We start from the raw sequence: 25,709 nt of genomic DNA on the forward strand, positions 1-25,709 counted from the left end.
CCTTATTCGACTCCGGATTCGAGACCGGGAACCTGTCCGCCGACACCAGCCCAACGATAGCGCAGTACCGGATACAGGGATTCGAAGCTCTGCTCGCTATCCTCCTCGTCGGCGCTGCCAGACTCGATCGGGCGATATTGGAGCAATGATTGATTGCCCTGACCGCTGGACGGCGACTGCTGACTCTGCGCCTGGCTGCCTCCCGTTTCGGTACGCTGGGCAACGGCCTCCTGTTCCGGTTCAGCCGTTGACCCAGAGGCCTGCTGGCTGGACTCACCAGGTTGCGATGACGTCGGCTGCCGCGTCTGGTTTGCTGCATCTTCCCCCGCCATGCTAACGGATTCGGAACCCACTTGTTGAGGAACAAAACGGGAATCGAGGGCGATGTATTCCTGCAGCACGGACAGTTCACCTGAGAAACTCACACGCATGGTGGCGACGTTGCCATTAACGCGGACCGGGCCGGCGGATACCACCGGCGTCATGCCGTTCAGGGAGTTCAATACGGCACCGTAGGCTTCCAACGACGCGACATTCTCGATCTTCAGATCGACCCGCTGCGCGTCCGAAACTTCGCCGGCTTCCACCGAATAGCGTGCGGCCAGTTTGTCCGCCCAGGCATCCACCACCGCATCGGCCAGGGCTTCCGACGACCCGGCGCCCCGTATTTCCCCGGTCTCGTTGAAGGCCGGTCCCTCCAGACGCCACCGTGCTTCCCAGTCGGAACCCCGGCGACTGACATTCACCACGCTGACCAGATTGCCGGCGTAGTTCTTGGCCTTCGCCTGCAGATTCTCCATGAACTGTCCCCGGATTTCCGACAGCAGATCACGGTCCTGACGCACCTCCTCCGGTGGCAAGGCCAGAGGCAGACCGCGTTCCGCTGCTGCCTCGCTGAAAGCACGAGCCCAGCGGCCACGTTCATCGAGTCCATCGTCGTTCGAGGTCAGTACCCAGCGATCACGACCGGAATCCACGGCCACCCAGGCCAGCGTTAGTGGGCGATTGGCGCCCCACACCGGGACCTGCATATCAGCCAGTGCCCGGTTCACGGCCACCGAACCAAAGGTCAGCGAGAGCATATCCGTACCTTCCGGCGAACGCTGGTACTGGTAGGATTGCAGGAGGGATTCGGCATTATCGAGCAGGGGGCCGATCTGCTCGCTTTCCAGCACCTCCCGGTTGCCCGCCACCCGGCTCAATACCTGGCGCAGTCCTTCCGCATACGCAGCCTGCTGCGCCTCTTCGGTGGACCCTGCAACCGGCACCTGGGTGCGGTAGAGCCCTTCCACCGTTACAGCGGACGCTGCAACCGGCACAAGCGTAAAAAGGAACAGGAGCAGCGTCCTGATCTGCGGCATGACTGCTGAATTCATGAATCACCCTGCTGTTCGCTGGAATGGCGGACTGGAATGGCCGATAGGATACACCATGGCCCAGGCACTGAGTAGCGAAGCCCTATCGAACCCGTGCGCGTTGCGTGAACATATCTCCATCTACCGTTTCGGTATTCCCGCGGGGAAAAACCGGGGTTGGCGCCCGTAATCCATTGGACCGCCCTGCTCCACCTGCTAAAATTGCCGCCTTTTCCAGATCAGGGCCAACACCGTCATGAGTGAACAGAAGACCGGACTCACCTACCGCGACGCGGGCGTGGATATCGACGCCGGCAACGCACTTGTCGAGCGCATCAAGAACACGGCCGCCAGAACCCGTCGCCCCGAGGTACTTGGCGGCCTGGGTGGTTTCGGTGCCATGGTGGCGCTGCCCACCGGCTACAAGGAGCCGATCCTGGTCTCCGGTACCGATGGCGTCGGCACCAAACTGCGGCTGGCCATGCAGTTAAACCGTCACGATTCCATCGGTATCGACCTGGTCGCCATGTGCGTCAACGACCTGGTGGTCGGCGGCGCGGAGCCACTGATGTTCCTTGACTACTATGCCACTGGCAAACTCAATGTCGACGTCGCTGCCGACGTGGTCGACGGCATCGGTCGCGGCTGCGAGCTGGCGGGCTGCGCCCTGGTCGGCGGCGAGACTGCTGAAATGCCGGGCATGTACGAGGGCGACGACTACGACCTGGCCGGTTTCTGCGTCGGTGTCGTAGAGCGCAATGAAATTATCGACGGCATGCGTGTGCAGGCGGGCGACGCGCTACTGGCCCTGGCCTCTTCCGGCCCCCACTCCAACGGCTACTCCCTGATCCGCAAGATCCTGGAAGTCAGCAAAGCCGACCTCGATATGCCGGTAGGCGACTCTACGCTGGCCGATGCATTGATGGAGCCGACCCGCATCTACGTGAAGAATCTGCTCAAGCTGATCAAGACCATCGACGTTCGCGCGCTGGCTCACATCACCGGTGGCGGCTTGCCGGAGAACATTCCCCGGGTATTGCCGGACGGCGCGGCTGCGATTGTCGATACGCAGAGCTGGGACCTTCCGCCCGTATTCCAGTGGCTCAAGGAGGCTGGCGGCGTCGAAGACCATGAGATGTACCGCACATTCAACTGCGGAATCGGCATGATCGTTTGCGTCCCCGAAGCACAGGCCCAGGAGGCACTGGACACCCTGACAGGACTGGGCGAGAAAGCCTGGCGCCTGGGCCACGTCGAAGCACTTGCCAAGGACGACCAGCACGGTGATCGCGTGAAATACCGCCCGGGTGCCGCGCAGGTATGACATCACAGATGACCCCATCCGGTTCAGGCACTCCGACCAAGGCACGTATCGTCGTACTGATCTCCGGGGCCGGCACGAACCTGCAGGCCCTGATCGAGGCTGCCATGGCGACGGAGTTCCCGGGACAAATCGTGGCAGTGGGCTCTAACCGCCCGGAAGCCGCCGGCCTGCAATACGCCGAGCAGGCCAATATCGAGACATTCGTGATCGATCACACCCGGTACAGCAGCCGGGAAAGTTTCGATGGCGAACTGATCCACAAACTGGAAAACCTCAATCCGGACCTGATCGTACTCGCCGGCTTCATGCGCATCCTGACCGACGATTTCGTGCGTCATTTCCGTGGCCGCCTACTGAACGTCCACCCATCGCTGCTGCCCAAGTACCAAGGCCTCAAAACCCATGCGAGGGCGCTCGAAGCAGGCGACACGGCGCATGGCACGTCCATCCACTTCGTCACCGAAGAGCTAGATGGCGGGCCGGTTATCGCGCAGGCACAGGTGCCTGTACTGGAGAACGATACGGACCAGACCCTTGGGGCAAGGGTCCAGGCGCGGGAACACGTGCTCTATCCCATTATCGTTCGCTGGTTCTGCGAAGGACGCATCAACCTGAGCGAGAAGGATGAGGTTCTGTTCGATGGCGAACCTATTCCCGCCATCCTGACCCTACCAGCCGACGTCTACCAGTAATTCCTTCCCCGATCGGGAACCATAAGGTTTCAAACCGGTCACTTGCAGCGGTGCCGGCCTTCACCTAGGTTATTAGGCTGGCACCGATGCTACAAAGCCATATCGAACCCGTTTCAATTCGATATCGATCTCATATTGATGGAGAAATGATCGACTCGAACGAAGGCGTTATCGATAGACGCTTGGCTACCATTAGCTCAGCACTGTCAGCCCAGCACTATCAGCCCAGAGCAACCTCCACTCCTAACCAGAGCCATCGTTAACAAAAATGATGTTCGCCCAGAAAGCTCCCAGAGACCTCAAGCACCTCCTGATAGCCGTTAGCGCGCTTCTCGCCACACCCTTAGCAGCGGAAGAAACGCCCAGGGAATCGGGCCCGGTTCAGCTCGAAGCCACTTACAAGGCCAGCCTGGAAAAAGGCATACCGGTAAAAGGTTCAGCCACCCGCTCTGTCAAGCAGCTAGAGGACGGTTCTTGGCTATCCGAGTTCAGGGTCGACTCGTTTATTGCCGATATTACGGAGACCTCCCGCTTCCTGTGGCGAGACGGTCAAGCCTACCCCAGCACTTACCGTTACGCACTGGAAGGGCTGGTCATCCCCGATAGGCATCGCGCCATGAATTTCAACTGGGCGGATAACCGGGTAACCGGCAACTATGAAGACACCGAGATCGACATGGAGCTACCGCCCCAAACCCTCGATCCTCTCAATTACCAGCTCCAGTTGAGACAGGATCTCAAGAGCGGACAGACGGAAATGCATTACCAGATCGTGAACAAGAATCGACTGGATGACGATACCTACAAGGTGGTCGGCGAGGAGATAATCGATTCACAACTGGGTACGATCGATACCGTCAAGGTGGAGAAAGTCCGGGCGCCCGAAAAGAAACGCAAGACGTTCATGTGGTTCGCCCCGGAATGGGACTATCTGCTAGTCCGCTTGGTGCAGATCGAGGATGATGGCACCCGTTACGAGATCCACCTTGAAAACGCCACGGTGGCCGGTGAGGCTGTCACGCCTCCGTCCACACCTTGAGCACTTCGTCGGCGATGATCTCCAACCCGCGGGCTACGCGCTCGTCGTCCTGGGAATAGGTCACCCTCAGGCACTCGTGTCGGTGCCGCCAGTCATCCTCCGGCAGCCCGGGAAAGAAATAATGCCCTGACACAACCAGTACCCCACGCTGCTTCAGGCGTTCATAGAGTTCCAGGCTGGTAATCGGCAAATCAGGAAACCAGAGCCAAAGGAACATAGCCCCTTCCGGCTTGTGAACTGACCACGGACAGCGCTCGCCGAGACGCTCATGGAGCACGGCAACCGCCTTTTGCATCTTTTCCCGATAGAAGGGACAAACGACATCCCGGCTGAGCGACAGGATCTCGCCACTGCGCACCAGGGGCTCGGCGAGCATCGCGCCGAAGCTGCCTGTCGCCAGGTTCATGATGGCGTTAATCCCGGAAAGCGCACGGATAACCGGCTCAGCGGCAATCACGATACCGGTCCGCGCTGCCGGCAAACCGAGCTTCGACAGACTCAGGCAGAGAATAATCTGATCATTCCAGCGCGGCGTCGCGTCGACGAACAACAGGCTGGGAAAGGGCGTTCCGTAGGCGCCGTCGACGATCAACGGAACATCGTGCTGTATTGCCAGCGTCTCCAGGTGTGCCATTTCTTCATCGGTTACGACGTTGCCTGTAGGATTGGTTGGCCGGGACACGCAGATGGCGCCGGTAGAGTCCGTGACCTCAAGTGCATCGAAATTCACGCGGTACTTGAACTCGTGCTCGCCCGTCGACGTGATCTCCGGCTTCACCGCCCGGAACAGGTTGCGACTTAACCCGGCATCGGCATAGCCGATGTATTCCGGGGCCAATGGCAGGAGGATATGGCGCTCCTGCCCTTGCCCGTCGTCGCCGGCGAACATATTGAACAACATGAAAAAGGCTGCCTGACTGCCGTTGGTCAGGGCGATATTTCCAGGCTGCAAACCCCAGCCATATTCCGCGTTCAGCAGGTCCGCCAGGGCCTCGATGAACCGCTTCTCACCCTGGGGCGGATCGTAGACGCCCACCAGCCTCTTGAAAGCGTCCTTATCGGCGGTGATACCGCCCAGAACCTCCCGCAGCCGTTCCTGGATCGCCGGCACGTGGCCCGGATTACCACCCCCCATCATGATCATGTCATCGCCGGACGCCAACGCATTGCCCAGATCATCCATCAGCGAGGTGATGCCGGCTCCTGCGGTGAATTTGCGTCCGAATGCGGAGAGTTTCATGAAGGGTTTCCTGACAGATTCTATGGGGGGAGAGGCGATTAATCGTCCAGCGCGATACCCAGGTTACTGATACCGTCGTTGGCGGCATCCTCGCGCACGCTGGCAATGTAGGATTCGGTGGGAACACGCTGTTTCTTGAGGGAGAGGATCAACTCGCGCTGGAAAAGCTTGTCGACTTTCATCAATTCGTGCCGGTCCAGCAGGCGTACCAGCTCGTCTTCACTCAGATCGCCACCCTCCGACACCTCGATAAATTGCGCAACAGTGGCTGTTGCCATCTGAGAGGCTTCCAGCGCGCGTTGGCATGTCGAATTGAGCCGGTTCAGCAACGCCTGTTCCAGTAGCCGGCAGAAGTCATCGGCCGGATAGACGCCGTACATGTCGTAGGCTTCCGGGTCTGGTGCCAGACTTTCCAGCCGCGCCAGGTTTTGGGTCACCCGGGCATCACCGACCTTTTCCTGCAGCATGCCCCAGGCTTCGTCCAATAGCATCCGCATTTTCGCGGACTGTTTGGCGCCGATCGCCTCGTCAAAGATCACGTAATTGGGAAACGCACGCTCCGCCAGCGCCAGGATAAAAGCGAATTCCCGCCAACCACGCAATTGCTCCAGAGCCTTGAGAAACTGGTTGGCGTTCACAGATTGATCTCCTTAACCTCATCACCCAGGGGCATGCCGTCAGGTCCGCGGCAGGGTGACGCCCCGCTGTCCCTGGTACTTACCGCCGCGATCCATGTAGCTGGTATCGCAGACTTCGTCGGACTCGAAGAACAACATCTGTGCCACCCCTTCGTTGGCGTAGATCTTGGCCGGCAGATTGGTGGTGTTGGAGAACTCCAGGGTCACCTGACCTTCCCATTCCGGTTCCAGCGGGGTGACATTGACGATAATACCGCAGCGGGCGTATGTGGACTTGCCCAGACAGATGGTCAGCACATTACGCGGAATACGGAAATACTCCACCGTACGCGCAAGAGCAAAAGAGTTAGGCGGTATGATACAGACATCGCTGGTGACGTTGACGAAGCTCTGCTCGTCAAAGTTCTTGGGATCAACCGTCGCCGAATGCACGTTGGTGAAGATCTTGAACTCGTTGCTACAGCGCACATCGTAGCCGTAACTTGAAGTTCCGTAAGAGATCACCCGCCCCTTGGAGGACTCACGCACCTGATCGGGCTCGAACGGCTCGATCATGCCATGGGTCTGCGCCATGCGTCGGATCCACTTGTCTGCCTTAATCGTCATCGTCTGTATTCTCGCAAGAAGCTTCTGGGCGTGCGCCCGACAAAGGTGGGTATGGTAACGCCTGAGGGACCGTAAAACAAAGCGATGACATGCCGGGCCTCGAGTATCGGGGCCCGCTCCATTACCATCGGTTACCGTTGAGTGATATCAGTCGTCGCTGACGGAAATACTTGGGATTGGCGACGTCAGGTTGCGCTCGCGGCGTGATAGCAATGCACCCATGCGGCGTGCGGAATCGCGATAGATCCGGGCCACCTCGGAATCTGGCTCCGCAATCACTGTCGGTTGGCCGCTATCGGTCTGTTCGCGAATCGTCATATGCAGCGGGAGCTGCCCCAACAGCTCGGTTTCATAGCTCTCGGCAACACGCTGGCCACCACCCTCGCCGAATAGTGGCTCGTGGTGACCGCAGTTGCTGCAGATGTGCATGCTCATGTTCTCGATCACGCCGAGCACGGGAATGTCGACCTTGCGAAACATCTCAATGCCCTTCTTGCAGTCAAGTAGCGCGATATCCTGAGGCGTAGTGACGACCACCGCTCCGGTGACGGGCACTTTCTGCGCCAGGGTCAACTGGATATCGCCAGTGCCCGGCGGCATATCGACGATCAGGTAATCCAGGTCATTCCACTGGGTCTGGGTCAACAGTTGCTGCATGGCACCACTGACCATCGGTCCACGCCAGACCATCGGCGTCTTATCGGTGACCAGGAATGCCATGGACATGGCTTCGACGCCATGGGCCGGTACCGGAATGAAGAACTTGTTGTCCCGGGTCTTTGGACGCGTCCCTTCCGGCAAGCCAAGCATCATACCCACGCTGGGACCGTAGATGTCCGCATCGAGAATGCCCACGCGGCAGCCTTCCAGGTGGAGCGCCAGCGCCAGGTTCACGGCGGTGGTGGATTTGCCCACGCCACCCTTGCCGGACGCAACCGCGATAATATTCTTGACCCCTGAAATGGACTGAAGGTCTTTCTGGGCACGATAGGCCCGGATGGACTGTCGCGTGTTCACCGTGGCCGAGGACACCCCAGGAACATTCTCAATCGCATTAGCGACGATCTGTCGCAGTCCGCCGGCAATCCCCTCTGACGGGTAGTGAAGCTCTACCTGCACCGTAACTGCATCGCCATCGATCTCCACCGATTTCACCGCATCCAACGCGAACAGGTCCTCGTTGAGGTACGGGTCCCGATATTCTCGAATTGCAGAATCAATGGCTTCGCGGGAAATCTGGCTCATATCCGTCTCCGTGCGGAAATCTTTTGGGGGTGAGGTGAAGTACCTGACTAAAACAGTGCGTTATTACTGAAAGCCTATTTAATCACAGGGCCGTCGAACACTGAACCACTGCGCGGCAGGTGGCGTGCCAAACGGGCCTCAAAAGGGCTTGGATCAATAAACGGGATGAAAAATACGGCCGTGAACGGTATCATTCGGGACCCATTTTTCCGGCGCGCTTCAGGCTCGCCGGAACGACATCATTCCTGATCAACGTTTGGGATATCCAATGACGCAAGCCAATGCACAGTCCAAGCGCGACATCCTGGTTACCAGCGCCCTGCCGTATGCCAATGGCCCGATCCACCTGGGCCATCTGCTGGAATACATCCAGACCGATATCTGGGTGCGCTACCAGAACATGCGCGGGAATAACTGTGTCTACGTCTGCGCCGACGATGCCCACGGCACCGCGATCATGCTCCGCGCCGAACGAGAGGGCATTACCTCCGAAGCGCTGATCGAAAGGATCAACCAGGAACACCAACAGGATTTCGCCGGCTTCCTGATCGACTTCGACAACTACTACAGCACGCACTCGGAGGAAAACCGCGAGTTCTCGGGCTACATCTACGAGCAGTTGAAGAAGAATGGGCATATCGCCACTCGCAGCATTACCCAGGCGTATGACCCCGAGAAGAACATGTTCCTTGCGGACCGCTTCATCAAGGGCACCTGCCCCAAGTGCAAGTCTGAGGACCAGTACGGCGACAATTGCGAAGTCTGCGGCGCCACCTATACCCCGGCGGAGCTGATCAACCCGCGTTCCGCCGTATCGGGCGCCACCCCGATCGACAAGGAATCCGAGCACTACTTCTTCCGCCTGCCGGAATTTGCGGAGTTCCTGCGCACCTGGACCCGCAGCGGCACGCTTCAACCGCAGGTTGCCAATAAGCTGGCCGAATGGCTGGACGCAGGGCTGCAGGAATGGGACATCAGCCGTGACGCGCCCTACTTCGGCTTCGAGATCCCGGACGCGCCCGGCAAGTACTTCTACGTCTGGCTGGACGCGCCGATCGGCTACCTGGCCAGCTTCAAGAACCTGTGCGACCGTCGCGACGACCTGGATTTCGACCATTTCTGGAAGCCGGATTCCAAGGCTGAGGTCTACCACTTCATCGGCAAGGACATCATCAACTTCCACGCCCTGTTCTGGCCCTCCATGCTGTATAGCGCCGGGTACCGCACGCCCACGGCGGTCTACGCCCACGGCTTTATCACCGTGAACGGCAAGAAGATGTCCAAATCCCGCGGCACCTTCATCATGGCGAAGACCTATCTGGACCACCTGAACCCGGAGTACCTGCGCTATTACTTCGCCACCAAGCTGACCAGCAACGTGGACGATATGGACCTCAATCTGGAGGATTTTGCCCAGCGCGTGAATTCCGACCTCGTGGGCAAGGTGGTGAACATTGCCAGCCGCACCGCGGGCTTCATTACCAAGAAGTTCGACGGCAAACTCGGTCAGGTGACCGAGTCGTCCAAGCTGGCCACTTTCGTCCAGGCCGGTGAGGAAATCGCCGAGCATTATGAGAACCGCGAGTTTGGCCGCGCCATGCGTCGCATCATGGAGTTGGCAGATATCGCCAACCAGTATGTCAACGATGAGGAGCCCTGGGTCCGCATCAAGGATGAGGACAAGGCAGCGGAAGTGCAGGCCATTTCCACCAACGCCATCAACATGTTCCGCCTGCTGATGACCTATCTGGCGCCGATCCTGCCCGCCACTGCCAAAGCATCCGAGGCGTTCCTCAATGCGCCACTGGACTGGAACGGCCGCGCCAAGTTGCTGGAAGGTCACGCGATCAACAAGTTCAAACCGCTGATGAATCGGGTCGAGATGAGCCAGATCGAAAACATGCTCGATGCATCGAAGGAAGAGTTGCCGGCCGCCACTGGAGAGAAGTCAGCCAAGGAAGTCGAGAGTCATGTCGAACCGATAGCCGACGAGATCGACTTCAACGATTTCGTGAAGGTGGACCTGCGCGTGGCAGAGATCATCAAAGCCGAGCACGTGGAAGGCGCCGACAAACTGCTGCGCCTGACCCTGAACATCGGCGAAGGCGAACGCAACGTCTTCGCCGGCATCAAGTCGGCTTACGCGCCGGAAGACCTGCAGGGCCGGCTAACCGTTATGGTGGCCAACCTGGCGCCGCGCAAGATGAAGTTCGGGCTATCCGAAGGCATGGTTCTGGCAGCAGGTCCCGGCGGCAAGGACATCTTTATCCTGTCACCGGATTCCGGCGCCAAACCCGGCCAGCGGGTGATGTGAATCAAGCTGAGGCCAGGCACCACGCCCTAGAATAAGAGCCTCTCGAAACCCGGGAAACCGGGTTCGAAAGCTCACGAGAAAAGCGCACCCATAAGTGCGGAGAGAGATCCCATGACAGATTATCTGCTGATCCTGGTCAGCACGATTCTGGTCAATAATTTTGTCTTGGTCCAGTTCCTGGGCCTATGTCCCTTCATGGGGGTGTCCAACAAGCTGGAGACCGCCATGGGGATGTCTTTGGCAACGACCTTCGTCCTGACCCTGTCTTCGGTATGCAGCTACCTGGTCTACACCTACCTGCTGGCGCCGCTTGATCTCGCCTTTCTCAAGACCATCACCTTTATCCTGGTGATCGCCGTCGTCGTGCAGTTCACCGAGATGGTGGTGCGCAAGACCAGCCCGCTCCTCTACCGGGTGCTGGGTATCTTCCTGCCGCTGATCACCACCAACTGTGCGGTGCTGGGGGTAGCCCTGCTCAACCTCAACCGCAATAACAACTTTATCGAGTCCGTGCTCTACGGAATGGGCGCAGCCATTGGCTTCTCCCTGGTATTGGTCTTCTTCGCCGCCATGCGCGAGCGTATTGCGGTGGCCGATGTGCCGGTAGCTTTCCGGGGCGCCGCCATTGGTATGGTCACCGCAGGTTTGATGTCATTGGCTTTCCTAGGCTTTACCGGCCTGGTCAGCGTCTGACGGAGCAAGCACCATGTGGACGAGTATCCTCATCGCCATTGGCGCCCTTGTTGCCCTCTCCCTGATCTTTGGAGGCCTGCTCGGCTTCGCTGCCGAACGTTTCCGCGTGGAAGGCAACCCGCTGGTGGACCAGATCGATTCGCTGCTGCCCCAGACCCAGTGTGGCCAATGTGGCTTTCCTGGCTGTCGCCCCTACGCTGAATCCATCGCCAACGGCGACGCCATCAACAAATGCCCGCCGGGCGGCGAAGCCACCATTCACGCGCTGGCCGACTTACTTGACGTCGAGCCCCAGCCGCTTGATGCCGACCACGGCGTCGACCAGGGCAAGCGCGTGGCCGTGATTCGAGAAGATGAGTGTATCGGCTGCACCAAGTGCATCCAGGCCTGCCCGGTGGACGCCATCCTCGGCGCCGCAAAACACATGCACACGGTGATCGAGAGCGAATGCACCGGCTGCGATCTCTGCGTCGAACCCTGCCCGGTGGACTGTATCGATATGGTGCCGGTGGAAACCGGTATCAGGAACTGGAACTGGGAGCGCCCGAACCTGGTTCCGGCGAAAGACCGGATCATCGCCTCTGACCGGTACGAGGTGATCTCCTGATGCGCAAGATCTGGGATTTCCCGGGCGGCATCCATCCGCCGGAAAACAAGCAGCAGTCCACGCGGGCATCGATCCGTAACCTGCCTCTGCCAGAGTATCTTTGTGTGCCTTTGCAGCAGCATATCGGTGCACCGGCACAGGCCTTGGTGGAACCGGGGCAGACGGTACTCAAAGGCCAGATGCTGGCCGAACCCCAGGGCCGGCTAAGTGTGGCGATCCACGCGCCGACCTCAGGCATCGTGGAAAGTGTGATCCCGCATCCGGTGCCCCATCCGTCGGGCATGACCGACTGGTGTGTGGTTATCCTTCCCGATGGCGAGGAGCGCTGGATCGAGCTGGAGGCGCTCGCCGACTATCGCCAAGCCTCCCCCCGAGCATTACTGGAACGCATCCGTCAGGCGGGTATCGCCGGCATGGGCGGCGCCGGCTTCCCGACTGAAATCAAGCTGCATCCACCAAAGGAAGACAAGGTCAAGACGCTGATCGTCAATGGCGCCGAATGCGAACCCTACATCACCGCCGACGACATGCTTATGCGGTCCCGCGCCAACGAAATCGTCGGCGGGCTGGAAATCATGGCTTATATCCTCGAACCGGAGGAATGCCTGATCGGCATCGAGGACAACAAGCCTCAAGCGATCGAGGCTTTGCAGCGGGCCGTAGAAGGTACGCAGATCGAAATCGTGGTGGTGCCCACCAAATACCCATCCGGCGGCGAGAAGCAACTGATCCAGCTACTCACCGGTCTGGAAGTCCCCCATGGCAGAATTCCCGCGGATATCGGCGTTATGTGCCAGAACGTCGGCACCGCGGCGGCGGTCTATAGGGCGATTCGTCATGGCGAGCCCCTGATTTCGCGCATCACCACCCTGACCGGCGAAGGCATAGCGCAGAAGGGTAACGTCGAGACGCTAATCGGCACTCCGATCAGCTTTCTGCTGGAACAGAGCGGCTTCGACAATGCTGGTACCGAGCGCCTGATCATGGGCGGCCCGATGATGGGTTTTACCCTGGATACCCCCGAAGTGCCGGTCATCAAGACTACCAACTGCGTGATCGCCGGTTCGCCCCAGGAATTCCCCGCACCTCCACCCGCTCAGCCCTGCATCCGCTGCGGCATGTGTGCCGAAGTCTGTCCTATGGAGCTGCTGCCCCAGCAGCTGTTCTGGTTCTCCCAGGCCAAGGAATTCGAGAAAGCCGAGCAGCACAACCTGTTCGACTGTATCGAGTGCGGCGCCTGTTCCTACGTCTGCCCCAGCACGATTCCGCTGGTGCAGTTCTATCGTTACGCCAAGGGTGAAATCCGCCAGCAGCGCGAGGACCAGTTGAAGTCGGACCGCGCGCGGGAACGTTTCGAGGCACGTCAGGCCCGATTGGAACGGGAACAGGCGGAGAAAGAAGCCAAGCGCAAGGCACGGGCCGAAGCTGCCGCCAAAGCCCAGGCCGAGAAGAAAGCTCAACAAGAGGCGGCACCCGCCAAAGCCTCCGCCAGTGCCGCCGTGCAAGCGGCACTCGCGCGTAAGGGCGTAAAAGCCCCGGAGACCGGGACCAGCACCCCGGAAGGTCCATCCATTGAGGAGCTGGAGAAAAGCCTCACCAAGGCCAAAGCCAAGCTGAAAAACATGGAAGGTCTGCTGAAGGACGCCCGGACCAAGGGCGGCGATGTGGAGAAACTGGAACGCGCCGTGGCAAAGAACGAGCAACGGGTCCGCGAGACACAGGCCGCGCTCCATAAGGCGAAGGCCGATACCCCGTCCGAAGCCCGAGCAACCACAATAGCCGAGCCCCAGACACCGGATCTGGCGGAGCTGGAGAACAGGCTGGATAAGGCGCAGGCCAAGCTGGATAACACGCGATCGATGCTGGACGAAGCTCGTAGTCAGGGCGGGGACAATGTTGAGAAGCTGGAGCGGGCGGTCGCCAAGAACGAGCAACGGGTGGCCGTAGCAGAGAAAGCGCTCAAAGAGGCAATGCCATCAGCCCCGCTCGAGGCCACTCAAAACCAAACGCAAATCGCCGAATTGGAAGCCACCCTGGACAAGGCGAAGGCCAAGCTCGAGACCATGCAAGGCATGCTTGAGGAAGCCAGAACATCCGGCGGCGACAACGTGGACAAGCTCGAACGGGCCGTGGCCAAGAACCAGGACCGCGTCGCCCGCGCCAAGCAGGCTTTAACTGAAGCGCGAGGCACTGCAGACACTGCATCCTGACAGCAGCGAGTAACCGAATGGCATTCCTCAGACTTTCATCTCCTCACGCCCATGGCCCGCAGCGTACCTCGCGGGTCATGCTGTGGGTCATCCTTGCCACCCTGCCCGGCCTGGCCGTCCAGACGGCATTCTTCGGCTGGGGCAACCTGGTCAACACGGTATTCTGTGTCGCCATGGCCATGGGGACGGAAGCTGCCATGCTGAAGCTCCGCCAGCGCCCGGTCGGCTTTTTCCTGCGCGACAACACCGCCGCCGTTACGGGCCTGCTGCTGGGTCTTTCACTGCCGCCTCTTGCGCCCTGGTGGGTCTGTGCGGTTGCGGTGGTGGTGGCCATCATCCTCGCCAAGCAGCTCTATGGCGGTCTGGGCTCCAATCCCTTCAACCCGGCGATGGTGGGCTACGCACTCGTACTGATCTCGTTCCCGGTGGCCATGACCACCAACTGGGCCAGCCCGACCGGCTTGGGCTCCCCCGAAACGCCAAGCCTGCTTGAAACCCTGGCGCTGAACTTCGGCGGCCGCGCTCCGATAGACGGCTACACCATGGCGACACCGCTGGATATCTACAAGCACGACATCACGTCCCAGCTATCAACCCAGGTGCTGCAGCATCCTGCGTTCGGCGATTTCGTGTCCAAGGGCTGGGAGTGGGTGAACCTGGCGTTTCTCGCGGGCGGTCTGATACTTCTGGGGCTGAAGATCATTACCTGGCATATCCCGGTCAGTATGCTGGCCGGACTTGCAGTCATGAGCCTCGCCTTCGGCTGGGACATCGACCAGTACACACCGCTCTCGATTCACCTGCTCTCCGGCGCGACCATGCTCGGCGCCTTCTTTATTGCCACCGACCCGGTCTCGGCCGCCACCAGCCATAAGGGCAAATTGATCTACGGCGCAGGAATCGGTGTGCTGCTGTACATTATCCGCACCTGGGGCAGCTACCCGGACGCGGTCGCCTTCGCGGTACTGCTGATGAACTTCGCCGTACCATTTATCGACCATTACACCCAGCCTCGCACCTACGGCCACCAACGTGCACGGCGCGTGAAACCCGGCAAGGCCTGACAGGCAAGACTATGGCAGCACTCGGACAGTCCATCATCCGCAACGCGATCGGCCTCGCCCTGTTCGCCGTGATCACGGCGGGCACGATCGCCCTGACCCACGCATTCACCCAGGAGCGTATCCAGGACCAGGTTCGCCAGGCCGAGGCCGGAGCACTGCTTGAAATTCTCCCGGAAGACCTGCATGACAACGACTTGCTGCAGGACACGGTGAATGTTGGGCCTTCCGACAAACTGGGGCTGGACGTCGAGGCACAAGCCCACATTGCCCGGCAGCACGGTACGATTAGTGGCGTCATCCTGCCGGCCGTTGCCCCGAACGGCTATTCCGGCGAAATCCGTATGCTGGTTGGAATCGCTGACAGCGGTGAGGTCCTCGGCGTACGCGTGACCCAACACAGAGAGACACCGGGTCTGGGCGACAAGGTGGAAACCAAGAAGTCCAACTGGATCTACAGCTTCAACGGCAAATCGCTTGAGAACGTTCCGAGCGACCAGTGGGCGGTGGTCAAGGACGGGGGCCAGTTCGACCAGTTTACCGGTGCTACCATAACCCCCCGGGCCGTGGTTTCGGCGGTTCACGGCACGTTGCAATATTTCGAGGAAAACCGACCGAAGCTAACCCGCACGGAACCGGCACGCGACGGAGATGAGAACTGATATGGCGAACAAGACGCCCATCGAGCTGATCAAGGACGGCCTCTGGACCAACAATCCGGCCTTGGTCCAGGTGCTCGGTCTATGCCCCCTCCTGGCGGTCACAGGCACCGTTGTGAACGGCATCGGCCTTGGCCTGGCCACATTGCTGGTGTTGGTGGGCTCCAACCTGTCCGTCTCCCTGATCCGTAACTTCGTCTCGAAATCGGTGCGCCTGCCGGCCTTCGTCATGATCATTGCCTCGTTCGTCACCTGCGCCGAACTGCTGATGCAGGCCTTCACCTACGAGCTTTACCAGATTCTAGGTATCTTCATCCCCTTAATCGTCACCAACTGCGCCATCCTGGGTCGTGCGGACGCCTTTGCTTCCCGTAATCCTATCCTGCCCTCTATGCTGGACGGCTTCATGATGGGCCTGGGTTTCCTGCTTGTGCTCATCGCCCTCGGCGGCATCCGGGAACTCATCGGCCGGGGCACGTTACTCACGGACATGGACCTGATCTTCGGGCCGGTCGCCGCGGACTGGCGAATCCAGGTCTTCGAGGATTACGCCAATGTGCTCTTCATGGTGTTACCGCCTGGGGCTTTCGTGGGTCTCGGCTTCCTGATCGCCCTGAAGAACGGCATCGACGGCCAGATCCGCAAACGCCGCGAAGCCCGCGAGGTCAAACCTATAGAGGTTGGCAGCAAGCGAGTCCGTGTTACCGGCAACGTTTCCTGAGGACGGCATGAACAAGGAAAAACGCACCGCAATCTTTGAGCGCCTGAAATCCGCCAATCCCAATCCGACGACCGAACTGGTCTATGACAATCCCTTCGAGTTGCTGATCGCTGTGATCCTCTCGGCCCAGGCCACCGATGTCGGGGTAAACAAGGCGACCGCCAAACTCTTTCCAGTCGCCAATACGCCGCAGGCTATCCTCGACTTGGGGGTGGATGGTCTGAAGGAATACATCAAAACCATCGGCCTGTTTAACAGCAAAGCGGAAAACGTGATCAAGACGTGTCGAGCGCTTGTGGAACAGCACGACGGCGAAGTGCCGAGCACTCGGGAAGAACTCGAGGCCCTGCCCGGCGTAGGCCGAAAAACCGCAAACGTTGTACTCAATACGGCGTTTGGGCAGCCAACCATGGCGGTCGACACGCATATCTTCAGGGTCTCGAATCGCACCGGCATTGCACCGGGTAAAAACGTCAGCGAAGTGGAAAAGCGGTTGCTACGCCTGGTTCCCAGGCCCTACCTGCAGGACGCCCATCATTGGCTGATCCTGCATGGCCGTTATACCTGTGTGGCACGAAAGCCCAAGTGCGGTGTTTGTATTATCGAGGATCTTTGCGAGTTCAAGCAGAAGCGGGATTATTTGGACTAGGCGGCGATTCGCAGAAGAACGGGGCACCTTTCGGCGCCTCAGAAGCTGAAGCATCTGCTACACGCTCAAGGAAAACTGGATAAATGTAGCCGACGCTTTAGAGGGTGTTGCAAAAGCTTGCGGCTTTAAGCCTCTCTCCCCTGGCGGGAGAGAGGTTTGGAGTGTGCAAACCGGCAACATAGGTAACACCTCAAGCCGGGAACATGGGTTACACAAGTTACGGTATGGGCAAGGAGGACGCGCCCATGCCCTGGAAAGAGACTTGTGTAATGGATCTGAAGATGCAGTTGATCGCGGCCTGGCTGCAGGGCGGGCACGGTGTAAGCGATCTGGCCCGCGGCTACGGCATTAGCCGCAAGACGGCTTACAAGTGGATCAGGCGCTACCAGGAGGAAGGTGCCGGTGGGCTGCAGGAGCGCTCCCGAGCGCCGCACTATTGCCCACATGCAGTGGCGGAGGACGTGGCTGAACAGATTGTGGCGATCAAGAAAGTCCATCCCAGCTTTGGCCCCAAGAAGGTTCTGGACCGCTTGCGTGAGCTAGAACCGGCGATGGCATTGCCGGCAGACAGCACGGCCGGTGAGATACTCAAAGCGGCGGGTCTGGTCAAGAAACGGCGCTACAAGCGGCCGTACCCGGCCGACCCGCAACCGTTTGAACTGGGTGATCGCAATAATGCGCTGTGGAGTGTGGACTACAAGGGGCAGTACCGGACGGCCGGCGGGCGCTGGTGTTATCCGCTCACGGTAACCGACAATGCCAGCCGTTATGTCTTGGGCTGTCATGGCGTGAGCGCAACAGACTACGTCCAGGCGAAGCCGATTATGGAATGGGTTTTCCATGAGTACGGTCTGCCGGAGGGGATCTTGTCCGACAACGGGGCGCCCTTCGCCAGTCGCTCAGCAGGAGGTCTGACGCGACTGTCGAAATGGTGGGTCGAGCTGGGCATTGGGGTGCATCGTAGCAAGCCGGGAACGCCCACACAGAATGCCCGTCACGAGCGCATGCACGGTTCACTGAATCGAGCAGTGGGTGGACGGATGCGCGGGACAAGCTTGATGCAGCAACAGACCACGCTGCAGGCATTCCGTGAGGAGTTTAACGAACAACGCAGCCATGAGGCGCTGGGCAGGCAAACACCGGCCAGCGTGTATCAGCCCTCAAGGCGTCGGTACTCGCCCGTGCTGCGCCCGATTGAATATAACGTGGACCAGGCGGTTCGCAACGTTCGTCACAACGGCGAAATCAAGTGGCAGGGCCATCTGATCTACATCAGCGGGCTGTTAGCCAGACATCGCGTAGGCCTGCAAGAGGTGGAGAATGACCGGGTCGAGGTGCGATACAGCACCCATCTGCTCGGTCATATTAACCTCAAAACCGCGCGATTGGAGCCCGCATGCGAGTGGCATGCGGGGGAATAGGTGTAACCCATGTTGCCGGTTCAAAGTGTTACCTATGTTCCGGTTGCACAGAGAGAGGAGGACGAGGCGACAGCCTCGCTTGCAGTCGCCTCTGGCACCGACGAGCGCCTGACGGCGCCTCCCCCTCTCCCCGGCCCTCTCCCGCGAGGGGAGAGGGAGTTTATGGCGGTACTTTTGGGATGCTTGTGCTTTTGCAACACCCTCTTTAGCTTCGGAGCAGCCCGAAGGACTGCCAAGCGATCAATCCTGACTCGAAGAGAGAAGTGATCCTGGAGGTTCCTCCAGTAATAGAAAAAGGAGCCAGATTGACTCCTTTTTCGAAGGTAGTGGGATCAGTCGCCTTTGCCCAACATCGCCGCTTTCAAATCGTCCTGCGCCGGTTCGTCGGACAGCCAGATGCCAAACAACGCTTTCTTGAACGGCATACCGGTGATGGTGTCTTTCTTCTCGCCATTCTTGTAGACCTGAGTGCCCTCGCCCGGCACGTAGACCAGCTCAAAAACATCGCCCTCCTTGATCTCTTCCTTGAAGACATTCATGAATTTGTCGATTTCCGCCTGCACCGGGGCGGTGTTGCCGTCGGTGGATGACTCGAAGCCCTCAAGGGTGGCGGAGGTCATCTTGTCGCTGGTAATCATTCCGGAAATGATATTCAGACGAATCGCCTGGGGCTCGTCGGCATCGATAATCGCCTGGGCATCAGACTGGCTCTGGGGCACATAGAGGCTGCCCACGTAGAGGTCGAGGAACCACTTGGAGCGAACGCCGGCACCGTTGAGGACCAGCTTGGAGTCGTTGGCTGCCAACTGTTCCGGCACGTCGACGCCCTCGACGGTGACCGCAGAAGCAGGGCCCACCAGGGCCAGGGAAAGCAGCAGTGCAGAGGTTACCTTTTTCATCGTCATGTCCCTAAACTTTTGATTCTTATTTATTTTACGCTCTGGCCCCTTGCAGACCAATTGCATTTTAGCAACGGGAGGGACAGGTCTCTGATGTCTGGTTCTCATTTGCCGTGAAGTCCAAGGAACCTCGGACAAAGTCTATCGGCAATTTATGGCTCTCCCTGAACGCAAGAAGCCGGCTCCCTCCTTAAGGAGACGCCGGCTTCTTGGTCTGTCAGGTGAGCTTATTTGAACAGCGTCGTGCCGGACAGGCCTTCCTTCTCCAGGATCTCACGCAGGCGACGCAGCGCCTCGACCTGGATCTGGCGCACCCGCTCGCGGGTCAAACCAATCTCCTGGCCGACTTCTTCAAGCGTGCTGGTCTGGTAACCGCGTAGACCGAAGCGCCGGGAGAGAACTTCCTGCTGCTTGTCGCTGAGCTGATCCAGCCAGCGCTCGATGCAGCCCTGCATGTTGGTGTCCTGCAGGAGATCTGCCGGGTCGGTTGCCCCCTCGTCCGCTACCGTATCCAGTAGCGACTTCTCGCCGGTGCTTCCGATCGGCGTATCGACCGATGTCACGCGCTCGTTGAGCCCGAGCATCCGCTTCACATCGGTCACCGGTTTGTCGACCATCTGCGCGATCTCTTCCGCAGAAGGCTCGTGATCGAGCTTCTGGGTCAGCTCGCGGGCAGCACGCAGATAGAGATTGAGCTCCTTCACCACATGAATCGGCAGCCGGATCGTGCGCGTCTGGTTCATGATCGCACGCTCGATTGTCTGACGAATCCACCAGGTGGCATAGGTGGAGAAACGGAAACCGCGCTCAGGATCAAACTTCTCCACCGCGCGGATCAGCCCCAGGTTGCCCTCCTCGATCAGGTCGAGCAGGGTCAAGCCCCGGTTGACGTAGCGCCGGGCGATCTTGACCACCAGGCGCAGGTTACTCTCGATCATGCGCTTGCGGCCTGACTCCTCGCCCTTACGAGCCAGGCGCGCAAAATAGACTTCTTCTTCGGGAGTGAGGAGTGGTGAGAAACCAATCTCGTTGAGATAGAGCTGGGTGGCATCCAGCTGCTTCTGGCTCGTGTAGTAACGGCCAGTGGCTTTTGAGAGGTCGGATCCGTCGCTCAGTGGCGAATCGTCATCCTGGTCGTCATTACTGTCTACGGCAGTCAAAGTCTCTTCTTCTGGATCCTCGACATCCGCTACCCGATCAACAATGAGTTCTTCACGCTCTGCTGACATAGTTCTAGCCCCGCCTTAAACCCTTTTTGTCACCTTCCGGAATTCTTGTTGTTCGGAGGTGACTGCTGTTGTCTCAACTGCTTATTGCATGTTTGTTTTTCAGGTCTGTTACACGCTCTATTCAGAGATAGTCTTTCAACAGTCGGGCGGAGCCAAGGTCATCGCGGCGGAAGGTAGTGTCTGGGATCCACCGGATTTCCGTTTTTTCTGATTTCGAAGTGCAGCTTGACTTCATTGGCGCTGCTGCTGCCCATTTCGGCAATGAGCTGACCCGCCCTGACGTTTTCGCCCTCCTGCACCAATATTTTGCGGTTGTGCGCATATGCGCTCAGGAAATGCTCATCATGGTTGATGATTATAAGGTTACCGTATCCCAGTAGACCGTTGCCTGCATAGACTACGTTACCACTGGCAGCGGCCCTTATGGGATCACCCGCCTTGCCGGAAATATCAATCCCCTTATTGACTTTTCCCGACGAAGAGTATCCTGCAATTACGGGGCCAATGTTGGGCCAGCGCCATTGAATACTGGATACCACTTGGGTCTGTTTTGCCAGGGACGCATCAGCGCGGGGCGCCTGCTCGACCCGAGGCTTCGGCGCCGTAGAGGGCGTGGGTTTAGGTGGTGGGCGGGCCGCCGCGGTCGAACGCGAGGGCGGCGCATTGGCAGGCACCCTGCCTCTCAAGTCGAGCCGGATAACCTGCCCGGCCTTGATATGGTAGGGTGGCGAAATGCCGTTGGCGTTACCGAGTTCGCGATAATCTCGGCCATAACGCCAGGCGATGCTGTAGAGAGTTTCGCCAGGCTTGACCACATGCCGCCCCCAATACACGGGCGGATTGTAGCGGTCGTCACGGTAGATATCGGTGGTGTTGCAGCCTGAGAGCAGCATCAACGCGAGCAGCCAGAGCCCCAGGCCCCGGAAGACGGGGCGTCGGTCACGTGGTTTCAGGTACGCAAGCACCGAGCCCATGCCCTGAACATCGTTACGACCATCTAAGCTCACGGAAATAACAGCTTCTTTTTTATTTCAAATTTGTATGAAAAATAGTGCGCTCTCTGAAGAGTGCAATATAAGCCTCTAATTTATTGCACATTTTTTATCCAGATTAAAGTTACTTAACCTGCCTCAGTGTTCCGAACGGTAACACCAAAAGTAACAGGTTCACACTTTAACTGAGACTCAAGCCACTTTTTTCTCACGCATAACCCGGCCCAGCCAGTCGAGTCCCAGCACGATTACGATACCGAGAATCGCCAGCAGGATCGCCGTCGACAGGGTCGCTGAGTCCCCCGTTACATTGGCGTAGGTTCCGGGCATCAGATTGATTTCTTCCAACGGTACCCGCTCACCATGACTGTTCGTACGCCAGGTGACAGCCTCCTTCCAGGGCCAGACCTTATTAAGTGCACCCAACATAAAGCCGGTAAGCAGGGCCAGCATGGCATCCCGGTAGCGGGCAAAGGCCCAGGAAAGCAGTTGTGCGATCGACAGCAGGCCGAGAAGACAACCTGTCACAAACAGCGCGAGACGGTCCAGTTGCAATTCGTTAACGGCGGTAAGTACCGGGCTGTACATGCCCAGGATCAGGAGGATGAAACTGCCGGAAATACCCGGCAGTATCATGGCGCAGATCGCAAGGGCGCCAGCTCCGAACAGGGTCAAGGACGTGACCGGTGCTTGCCCCGGGTTCAGCTGCGTCACCCACCAGGCGAAGGCGGCCCCGCCGACCAATAACATGATCTGACGCACTCGCCAGCGTTCGATCTCCCGCCCCACGTGCCAGGCTGAAGCCAGGATAAGGCCAAAAAAGAAGCTCCAGAGCATGATCGGATGGGCTTCGAGCGCATACTTGATCGCACCAGCCAGGGTTACGATGCTGGTCAGGATGCCCGCGAATAACGCCACCAGGAAGGTGCCGTCAATGCGCTGCCAGAACATCGTCCAACGCCCCTTGAGCAATTCGCCAAGGAATGCCCGGGGAAACGCACTGATCGCATCTAGAAGCCGGATATAGATGCCGGTGATGAAGGCAATGGTGCCGCCCGAGACACCAGGCACCACGTCCGCCGCACCCATGGCGATCCCCCGCAGGAACACCCCAATCGGATGCTGGGCCTTGTCCTCATCGACCGGAGTAGTGACAGGCTCGGTCATCGTACAATGCCACCTAACAGGGGTACGAAGCGGACCGGCTCGATTTCGCTGGTATCGTAATTATCCCCCTTGCGAACAATGCGTGTCAGCATTTGGGCGCCTTCACCAATGGGCGCAACCATGACACCACCGTCCGCCAGCTGAGGTAAGAGGTCCTCCGGAATACGCGACGGCGCCGCCGTAACGATAATTCCGTCGAAAGGCCCTTGCTCTGGCCAGCCCATGCCACCATCAGAATGCCGCAGCTGGACCTTGCGGTAGCCCAGGGTGCGCATACGTTCCCGAGCCCTGTCCAATAGCGGCTTGATACGCTCGACGCTGAAAACCTCGTCGACAAGGTGGGCCAGTATCGCAGCCTGATAGCCGGACCCGGTACCCAACTCGAGTACGCGGCTCGGCTGATGCTCCATCAGGATCTCGGTCATCCGGGCCACGATATAAGGCTGGGAAAGCGTCTGCTGGTGACCGATGGGGAGTGCGGTATCCTCGTAGGCGCGGTGGGACAGCGCCTCGTCGAGGAAAATATGTCGGGGCGTTTCGGCGATAGCCTGCAATACCCGTTCATCCTTGATCCCACCATCCCGGAGACGCTGTATCAACCGCATTCGGGTACGGCGGGACGTCATGCCGATGCCCTGCATTTCCGACATCATCCCGTCACGCCTCCAGCCAGTTGCGCAGAGAATCCAGCGCCTCGTGCCGGGTCATATCGACCTGGATCGGCGTAACAGAGACATAGCCATGCTGGACCGCATGGAAATCAGTCCCCGGACCGGCATCATCGCCTTCTCCTGCCGCACCAATCCAGTAACGTTTCTTGCCCCTCGGACAGGTCATCGGCACCGCGGACTCACCGCGGCCGCGATGGCCAAGGCGCGTCACCTGGAAACCCTGGATTTCTTCCCAGGGCAGATCCGGTACATTGACGTTAAGCAGGCAACGCGGTCCCAGGGCCAGGGAAGCATCCTTTTCCAATAACGTGCGTACGGCCCGAGCTGCGGTCTCGTAGTGGAAATGACCGGCATTGACCAGCGACACGGCGATAGCGGGCATACCCAGGAAACGGCCTTCGGTGGCGGCCGCGACGGTGCCCGAATAGATCACATCGTCGCCCAGGTTGGCGTGGGTGTTGATGCCGGATACGACACGGTCAAAACCGTGATCGAACAGTCCATTGACCGCGAGATGCACACAGTCGGTAGGGGTGCCGTCAACCGATAGGAAGCCCTGTGGATGTTTTTCGACCGTTAGCGGACGGTTCAGCGTCAAGGAATTACTGGCACCACTATGGTCGCGGTCCGGGGCGACGACCCGGAGGTCCCCCAATCCTTCCAGTCCTTCGTAGAGCTGCTTCAGACCCGGTGAATGAACGCCATCGTCGTTCGCCAACAGAATGTGCACACTTTGCTCCGTTCGGTTGCTGCGGCCACGAGAATGTCCGCAGGGAAATGTTCATTTTGCGCGCCGCAAAAAGCTTATGATGCCGGGTTTGTAACAGGCCCGCCAGACACGGCATCCAGAATTTCAGCCACTAACGCCGTGGCAAAGCCGCCGGCACCCAGCACGAAGTCGAGAAAGAGTGTATCACTGGATTCCCAGGTCCATGTGAGACCGCTGAGCGGTAGGGCCAGAGATCGACGTTCCGGCTTCATGCGTGTGGAGGAAAACACCGCTTTAACCTCGGGAAAACGATCAACCACAGCCCATTCAAGATCCGCTGCCACGCCTGCCGCCGAGGTGCCACCATCGCCCCAGAGTGGCCCCGTGGGTTCGGATGACGGTTCGCCCTCAAGCGTCCGGTGCCAGTTGCCCTGCTCGACCCGCTCGGCCAAGATCTCATTGAACAGCCAGGAACGTGCAGCGGAAAAAGCAAGACCAGCCTTGAAGTTGCGCCCTCGTCTTGGCCGACCCCCGTCGGCAACGGCCTTAGCCAGGTTGCCGCCATCGCGACCAAAACGCTGGGGACCGAAGTAATTGGGTACACCTTCGAGCGCGATTCGGGATAGGCGCTGATCGACCTCCGCCTGGCCGGCGGTGACTTCTCGCAAGCGCAGGCGAAAGTGATTGCCCAGATGCTCGCCGCGCCGCAGCTTACGGCGGTGACGACTGTGGTCCAGTACTGGCCATCGCTCGTTGACCGTGTTGATAAAAGCTGTGTCGTCGGGTTTGCCCGGGCGGTAAAGACTAAACCATTGACGCGTCACTGCGTGCCGATCCTTCAGTCCGCAGAAGCTGACATCAAAGGGCCTCAAACCGGCCATTCGAGCCAGCTCCTTCGCTACGAACTCGGTGTTGTCACCGGTTTTTTGCAGCCGCAGACAGAGATGCTCTCCCTCGCCGGTAAACTCGATATCGATCAGTTCATCAACCTGGAAATCGTCCGCTTCCTGGCGCAGCACACAGGTACCGAGTCGCTGCCCCGAAGCCGGTGGCCAATCCAGGCGCCACTGGCTCATACTTCCGCACCCATCAGCAAGCAAATCGCCTGGCAAGCGATGCCTTCCTCACGACCTTCGAAACCCAGTTTTTCCGTCGTAGTGGCCTTCACGCTGACGGCGCCCTTATCAACACCAAGGTCAGAGGCAATCAATGTGCGCATTTCGTCCAGATGAGGCGCCATTTTTGGCTTCTGGGCGATCAGCGTGCTATCCAGATTTGCCACTCGGTAACCTTCCGCCTGCACAGCCCGGTACACGGCCCTGAGCAGCTCGCGGCTATCTGCGCCCTTCCACTGTTCGTCGGTGTCCGGAAAGAAGTGACCGATGTCCCCCAAAGCGGCCGCCCCGAGAAGGGCATCGGCTATCGCGTGCAACAGAACGTCTCCATCGGAGTGGGCTTTAACTCCCCGGTTATGGGGGATACGGACACCGCCGACGATAATGCTGTCACCTTCACAAAACGCGTGAACGTCGTAGCCCTGACCTATGCGCATGGTTACTGTCCTGTGC

The 25,709-nt window shown here is 59.2% G+C and carries 25 protein-coding genes; 12 read left to right on the forward strand and 13 right to left on the reverse strand.

The window, feature by feature from the left end:
* Positions 1 to 2: 2 nt before the first annotated feature.
* Entirely contained in the window at positions 3 to 1,376 is a 1,374-nt protein-coding gene (locus tag RE428_RS14160; RefSeq protein ID WP_081614631.1) for a DUF2066 domain-containing protein, read from the reverse strand.
* A gap of 235 nt (positions 1,377 to 1,611) precedes the next feature.
* Between RE428_RS14160 and purM the strand changes: the two genes are divergently transcribed.
* The 3 genes from purM (at position 1,612) to RE428_RS14175 (ending at position 4,410) form a co-directional block, all read left to right on the forward strand.
* Positions 1,612 to 2,679, forward strand: a complete 1,068-nt coding sequence (gene purM / locus RE428_RS14165) for a phosphoribosylformylglycinamidine cyclo-ligase (RefSeq protein ID WP_004582676.1) — start codon at positions 1,612 to 1,614, stop codon at positions 2,677 to 2,679.
* Positions 2,676 to 3,371 carry a phosphoribosylglycinamide formyltransferase gene (purN, locus tag RE428_RS14170; RefSeq protein WP_227500255.1) on the forward strand — a complete coding sequence of 232 codons (696 nt, stop codon included), beginning with the start codon at positions 2,676 to 2,678 and terminating at the stop codon, positions 3,369 to 3,371. The genes purM and purN overlap by 4 nt, the downstream gene beginning before the upstream one ends.
* A 268-nt stretch (positions 3,372 to 3,639) precedes the next feature.
* Positions 3,640 to 4,410 (forward strand): DUF3108 domain-containing protein, encoded by a 771-nt coding sequence (locus RE428_RS14175; RefSeq protein WP_004582678.1) that lies wholly within the window; start codon positions 3,640 to 3,642, stop codon positions 4,408 to 4,410.
* Here the strand turns inward: RE428_RS14175 and RE428_RS14180 are convergent.
* The 4 genes from RE428_RS14180 to apbC all read right to left on the reverse strand — a co-directional run bounded on the left by RE428_RS14180 (position 4,388) and on the right by apbC (position 8,139).
* Positions 4,388 to 5,650 carry a valine--pyruvate transaminase gene (locus tag RE428_RS14180; protein WP_004582679.1) on the reverse strand — a complete coding sequence of 421 codons (1,263 nt, stop codon included), beginning with the start codon at positions 5,648 to 5,650 and terminating at the stop codon, positions 4,388 to 4,390. The genes RE428_RS14175 and RE428_RS14180 overlap by 23 nt on opposite strands.
* A 38-nt stretch (positions 5,651 to 5,688) precedes the next feature.
* Positions 5,689 to 6,288 (reverse strand): YjaG family protein, encoded by a 600-nt coding sequence (locus tag RE428_RS14185; RefSeq protein WP_004582680.1) that lies wholly within the window; start codon positions 6,286 to 6,288, stop codon positions 5,689 to 5,691.
* A gap of 39 nt (positions 6,289 to 6,327) precedes the next feature.
* A complete protein-coding gene (gene dcd, locus RE428_RS14190) occupies positions 6,328 to 6,894 on the reverse strand; it encodes a dCTP deaminase (protein ID WP_004582681.1) in 567 nt (188 codons plus the stop codon).
* A gap of 147 nt (positions 6,895 to 7,041) precedes the next feature.
* The gene (gene apbC / locus RE428_RS14195; RefSeq protein ID WP_004582682.1) at positions 7,042 to 8,139 is read right to left on the reverse strand and encodes an iron-sulfur cluster carrier protein ApbC; all 1,098 of its coding nucleotides are present in this window, start codon (positions 8,137 to 8,139) and stop codon (positions 7,042 to 7,044) included.
* 268 nt (positions 8,140 to 8,407) lie between these two features.
* Between apbC and metG the strand changes: the two genes are divergently transcribed.
* The 9 genes from metG (at position 8,408) to RE428_RS14240 (ending at position 18,474) form a co-directional block, all read left to right on the forward strand.
* A complete protein-coding gene (gene metG, locus RE428_RS14200; RefSeq protein ID WP_004582683.1) occupies positions 8,408 to 10,453 on the forward strand; it encodes a methionine--tRNA ligase in 2,046 nt (681 codons plus the stop codon).
* Between the two features lie 111 nt (positions 10,454 to 10,564).
* On the forward strand, positions 10,565 to 11,146 hold the full coding sequence (rsxA, locus tag RE428_RS14205; protein ID WP_004582684.1) for an electron transport complex subunit RsxA: 582 nt from the start codon (positions 10,565 to 10,567) through the stop codon (positions 11,144 to 11,146).
* 13 nt (positions 11,147 to 11,159) lie between these two features.
* Positions 11,160 to 11,753 (forward strand): electron transport complex subunit RsxB, encoded by a 594-nt coding sequence (gene rsxB / locus RE428_RS14210; RefSeq protein ID WP_004582685.1) that lies wholly within the window; start codon positions 11,160 to 11,162, stop codon positions 11,751 to 11,753.
* Positions 11,753 to 13,963: an electron transport complex subunit RsxC gene (rsxC, locus tag RE428_RS14215; RefSeq protein WP_004582686.1), complete on the forward strand. Its 2,211-nt coding sequence runs from the start codon at positions 11,753 to 11,755 to the stop codon at positions 13,961 to 13,963. Before rsxB ends, rsxC begins: the two co-directional genes overlap by 1 nt.
* 17 nt (positions 13,964 to 13,980) lie before the next feature.
* Entirely contained in the window at positions 13,981 to 15,027 is a 1,047-nt protein-coding gene (gene rsxD / locus RE428_RS14220; protein WP_040882724.1) for an electron transport complex subunit RsxD, read from the forward strand.
* Between the two features lie 11 nt (positions 15,028 to 15,038).
* Positions 15,039 to 15,686 (forward strand): electron transport complex subunit RsxG, encoded by a 648-nt coding sequence (rsxG, locus tag RE428_RS14225; RefSeq protein ID WP_004582688.1) that lies wholly within the window; start codon positions 15,039 to 15,041, stop codon positions 15,684 to 15,686.
* A 1-nt stretch (position 15,687) separates the two neighbouring features.
* Positions 15,688 to 16,404 (forward strand): electron transport complex subunit E, encoded by a 717-nt coding sequence (locus RE428_RS14230; RefSeq protein WP_004582689.1) that lies wholly within the window; start codon positions 15,688 to 15,690, stop codon positions 16,402 to 16,404.
* 7 nt (positions 16,405 to 16,411) lie between these two features.
* On the forward strand, positions 16,412 to 17,053 hold the full coding sequence (gene nth / locus RE428_RS14235; RefSeq protein WP_004582690.1) for an endonuclease III: 642 nt from the start codon (positions 16,412 to 16,414) through the stop codon (positions 17,051 to 17,053).
* 203 nt (positions 17,054 to 17,256) lie between these two features.
* Positions 17,257 to 18,474, forward strand: coding sequence for an integrase core domain-containing protein (locus RE428_RS14240; RefSeq protein ID WP_338381144.1), 1,218 nt, complete (start codon positions 17,257 to 17,259; stop codon positions 18,472 to 18,474).
* Positions 18,475 to 18,806: 332 nt separating this feature from the next.
* Here RE428_RS14240 and RE428_RS14245 read toward each other — a convergent pair whose 3' ends face one another.
* The 8 genes from RE428_RS14245 to ispF all read right to left on the reverse strand — a co-directional run bounded on the left by RE428_RS14245 (position 18,807) and on the right by ispF (position 25,693).
* Positions 18,807 to 19,373 carry a chalcone isomerase family protein gene (locus tag RE428_RS14245; RefSeq protein ID WP_004582691.1) on the reverse strand — a complete coding sequence of 189 codons (567 nt, stop codon included), beginning with the start codon at positions 19,371 to 19,373 and terminating at the stop codon, positions 18,807 to 18,809.
* Positions 19,374 to 19,600: 227 nt separating this feature from the next.
* Positions 19,601 to 20,602, reverse strand: coding sequence for an RNA polymerase sigma factor RpoS (rpoS, locus tag RE428_RS14250; RefSeq protein WP_004582692.1), 1,002 nt, complete (start codon positions 20,600 to 20,602; stop codon positions 19,601 to 19,603).
* Positions 20,603 to 20,760: 158 nt separating this feature from the next.
* Positions 20,761 to 21,576, reverse strand: a complete 816-nt coding sequence (locus tag RE428_RS14255) for a peptidoglycan DD-metalloendopeptidase family protein (protein ID WP_004582693.1) — start codon at positions 21,574 to 21,576, stop codon at positions 20,761 to 20,763.
* A 210-nt stretch (positions 21,577 to 21,786) separates the two neighbouring features.
* Positions 21,787 to 22,761 (reverse strand): polyprenyl-phosphate transporter, encoded by a 975-nt coding sequence (locus RE428_RS14260; protein ID WP_004582694.1) that lies wholly within the window; start codon positions 22,759 to 22,761, stop codon positions 21,787 to 21,789.
* On the reverse strand, positions 22,758 to 23,414 hold the full coding sequence (locus RE428_RS14265) for a protein-L-isoaspartate(D-aspartate) O-methyltransferase (RefSeq protein ID WP_004582695.1): 657 nt from the start codon (positions 23,412 to 23,414) through the stop codon (positions 22,758 to 22,760). The genes RE428_RS14260 and RE428_RS14265 overlap by 4 nt, the downstream gene beginning before the upstream one ends.
* Before the next feature lie 4 nt (positions 23,415 to 23,418).
* The gene (gene surE / locus RE428_RS14270) at positions 23,419 to 24,162 is read right to left on the reverse strand and encodes a 5'/3'-nucleotidase SurE (protein WP_004582696.1); all 744 of its coding nucleotides are present in this window, start codon (positions 24,160 to 24,162) and stop codon (positions 23,419 to 23,421) included.
* Positions 24,163 to 24,236: 74 nt separating this feature from the next.
* Positions 24,237 to 25,217 (reverse strand): tRNA pseudouridine(13) synthase TruD, encoded by a 981-nt coding sequence (gene truD, locus RE428_RS14275; protein WP_004582697.1) that lies wholly within the window; start codon positions 25,215 to 25,217, stop codon positions 24,237 to 24,239.
* The gene (ispF, locus tag RE428_RS14280) at positions 25,214 to 25,693 is read right to left on the reverse strand and encodes a 2-C-methyl-D-erythritol 2,4-cyclodiphosphate synthase (protein ID WP_004582698.1); all 480 of its coding nucleotides are present in this window, start codon (positions 25,691 to 25,693) and stop codon (positions 25,214 to 25,216) included. Before ispF ends, truD begins: the two co-directional genes overlap by 4 nt.
* Positions 25,694 to 25,709 lie beyond the last annotated feature (16 nt).

Origin of the sequence: Marinobacter nanhaiticus D15-8W, assembly GCF_036511935.1 — a bacterium.
Taxonomy (GTDB): domain Bacteria; phylum Pseudomonadota; class Gammaproteobacteria; order Pseudomonadales; family Oleiphilaceae; genus Marinobacter_A; species Marinobacter_A nanhaiticus.

Bases quoted from the DNA above. Each gene is read 5' to 3' on its own strand.
- rsxD (WP_040882724.1), top strand. From the start codon at position 13,981: ATGGCATTCCTCAGACTTTCATCTCCTCACGCCCATGGCCCGCAGCGT.
- purM (WP_004582676.1), top strand. From the start codon at position 1,612: ATGAGTGAACAGAAGACCGGACTCACCTACCGCGACGCGGGCGTGGAT.
- apbC (WP_004582682.1), bottom strand. From the start codon at position 8,139: ATGAGCCAGATTTCCCGCGAAGCCATTGATTCTGCAATTCGAGAATAT.
- rsxG (WP_004582688.1), top strand. From the start codon at position 15,039: ATGGCAGCACTCGGACAGTCCATCATCCGCAACGCGATCGGCCTCGCC.
- purN (WP_227500255.1), top strand. From the start codon at position 2,676: ATGACATCACAGATGACCCCATCCGGTTCAGGCACTCCGACCAAGGCA.
- RE428_RS14265 (WP_004582695.1), bottom strand. From the start codon at position 23,414: ATGATGTCGGAAATGCAGGGCATCGGCATGACGTCCCGCCGTACCCGA.
- rsxA (WP_004582684.1), top strand. From the start codon at position 10,565: ATGACAGATTATCTGCTGATCCTGGTCAGCACGATTCTGGTCAATAAT.
- RE428_RS14230 (WP_004582689.1), top strand. From the start codon at position 15,688: ATGGCGAACAAGACGCCCATCGAGCTGATCAAGGACGGCCTCTGGACC.
- RE428_RS14240 (WP_338381144.1), top strand. From the start codon at position 17,257: ATGGGTTACACAAGTTACGGTATGGGCAAGGAGGACGCGCCCATGCCC.
- RE428_RS14160 (WP_081614631.1), bottom strand. From the start codon at position 1,376: ATGAATTCAGCAGTCATGCCGCAGATCAGGACGCTGCTCCTGTTCCTT.
- rpoS (WP_004582692.1), bottom strand. From the start codon at position 20,602: ATGTCAGCAGAGCGTGAAGAACTCATTGTTGATCGGGTAGCGGATGTC.
- RE428_RS14260 (WP_004582694.1), bottom strand. From the start codon at position 22,761: ATGACCGAGCCTGTCACTACTCCGGTCGATGAGGACAAGGCCCAGCAT.
- truD (WP_004582697.1), bottom strand. From the start codon at position 25,217: ATGAGCCAGTGGCGCCTGGATTGGCCACCGGCTTCGGGGCAGCGACTC.
- ispF (WP_004582698.1), bottom strand. From the start codon at position 25,693: ATGCGCATAGGTCAGGGCTACGACGTTCACGCGTTTTGTGAAGGTGAC.
- RE428_RS14245 (WP_004582691.1), bottom strand. From the start codon at position 19,373: ATGAAAAAGGTAACCTCTGCACTGCTGCTTTCCCTGGCCCTGGTGGGC.
- metG (WP_004582683.1), top strand. From the start codon at position 8,408: ATGACGCAAGCCAATGCACAGTCCAAGCGCGACATCCTGGTTACCAGC.
- RE428_RS14255 (WP_004582693.1), bottom strand. From the start codon at position 21,576: ATGGGCTCGGTGCTTGCGTACCTGAAACCACGTGACCGACGCCCCGTC.
- rsxC (WP_004582686.1), top strand. From the start codon at position 11,753: ATGCGCAAGATCTGGGATTTCCCGGGCGGCATCCATCCGCCGGAAAAC.
- RE428_RS14180 (WP_004582679.1), bottom strand. From the start codon at position 5,650: ATGAAACTCTCCGCATTCGGACGCAAATTCACCGCAGGAGCCGGCATC.
- dcd (WP_004582681.1), bottom strand. From the start codon at position 6,894: ATGACGATTAAGGCAGACAAGTGGATCCGACGCATGGCGCAGACCCAT.
- nth (WP_004582690.1), top strand. From the start codon at position 16,412: ATGAACAAGGAAAAACGCACCGCAATCTTTGAGCGCCTGAAATCCGCC.
- RE428_RS14175 (WP_004582678.1), top strand. From the start codon at position 3,640: ATGATGTTCGCCCAGAAAGCTCCCAGAGACCTCAAGCACCTCCTGATA.
- rsxB (WP_004582685.1), top strand. From the start codon at position 11,160: ATGTGGACGAGTATCCTCATCGCCATTGGCGCCCTTGTTGCCCTCTCC.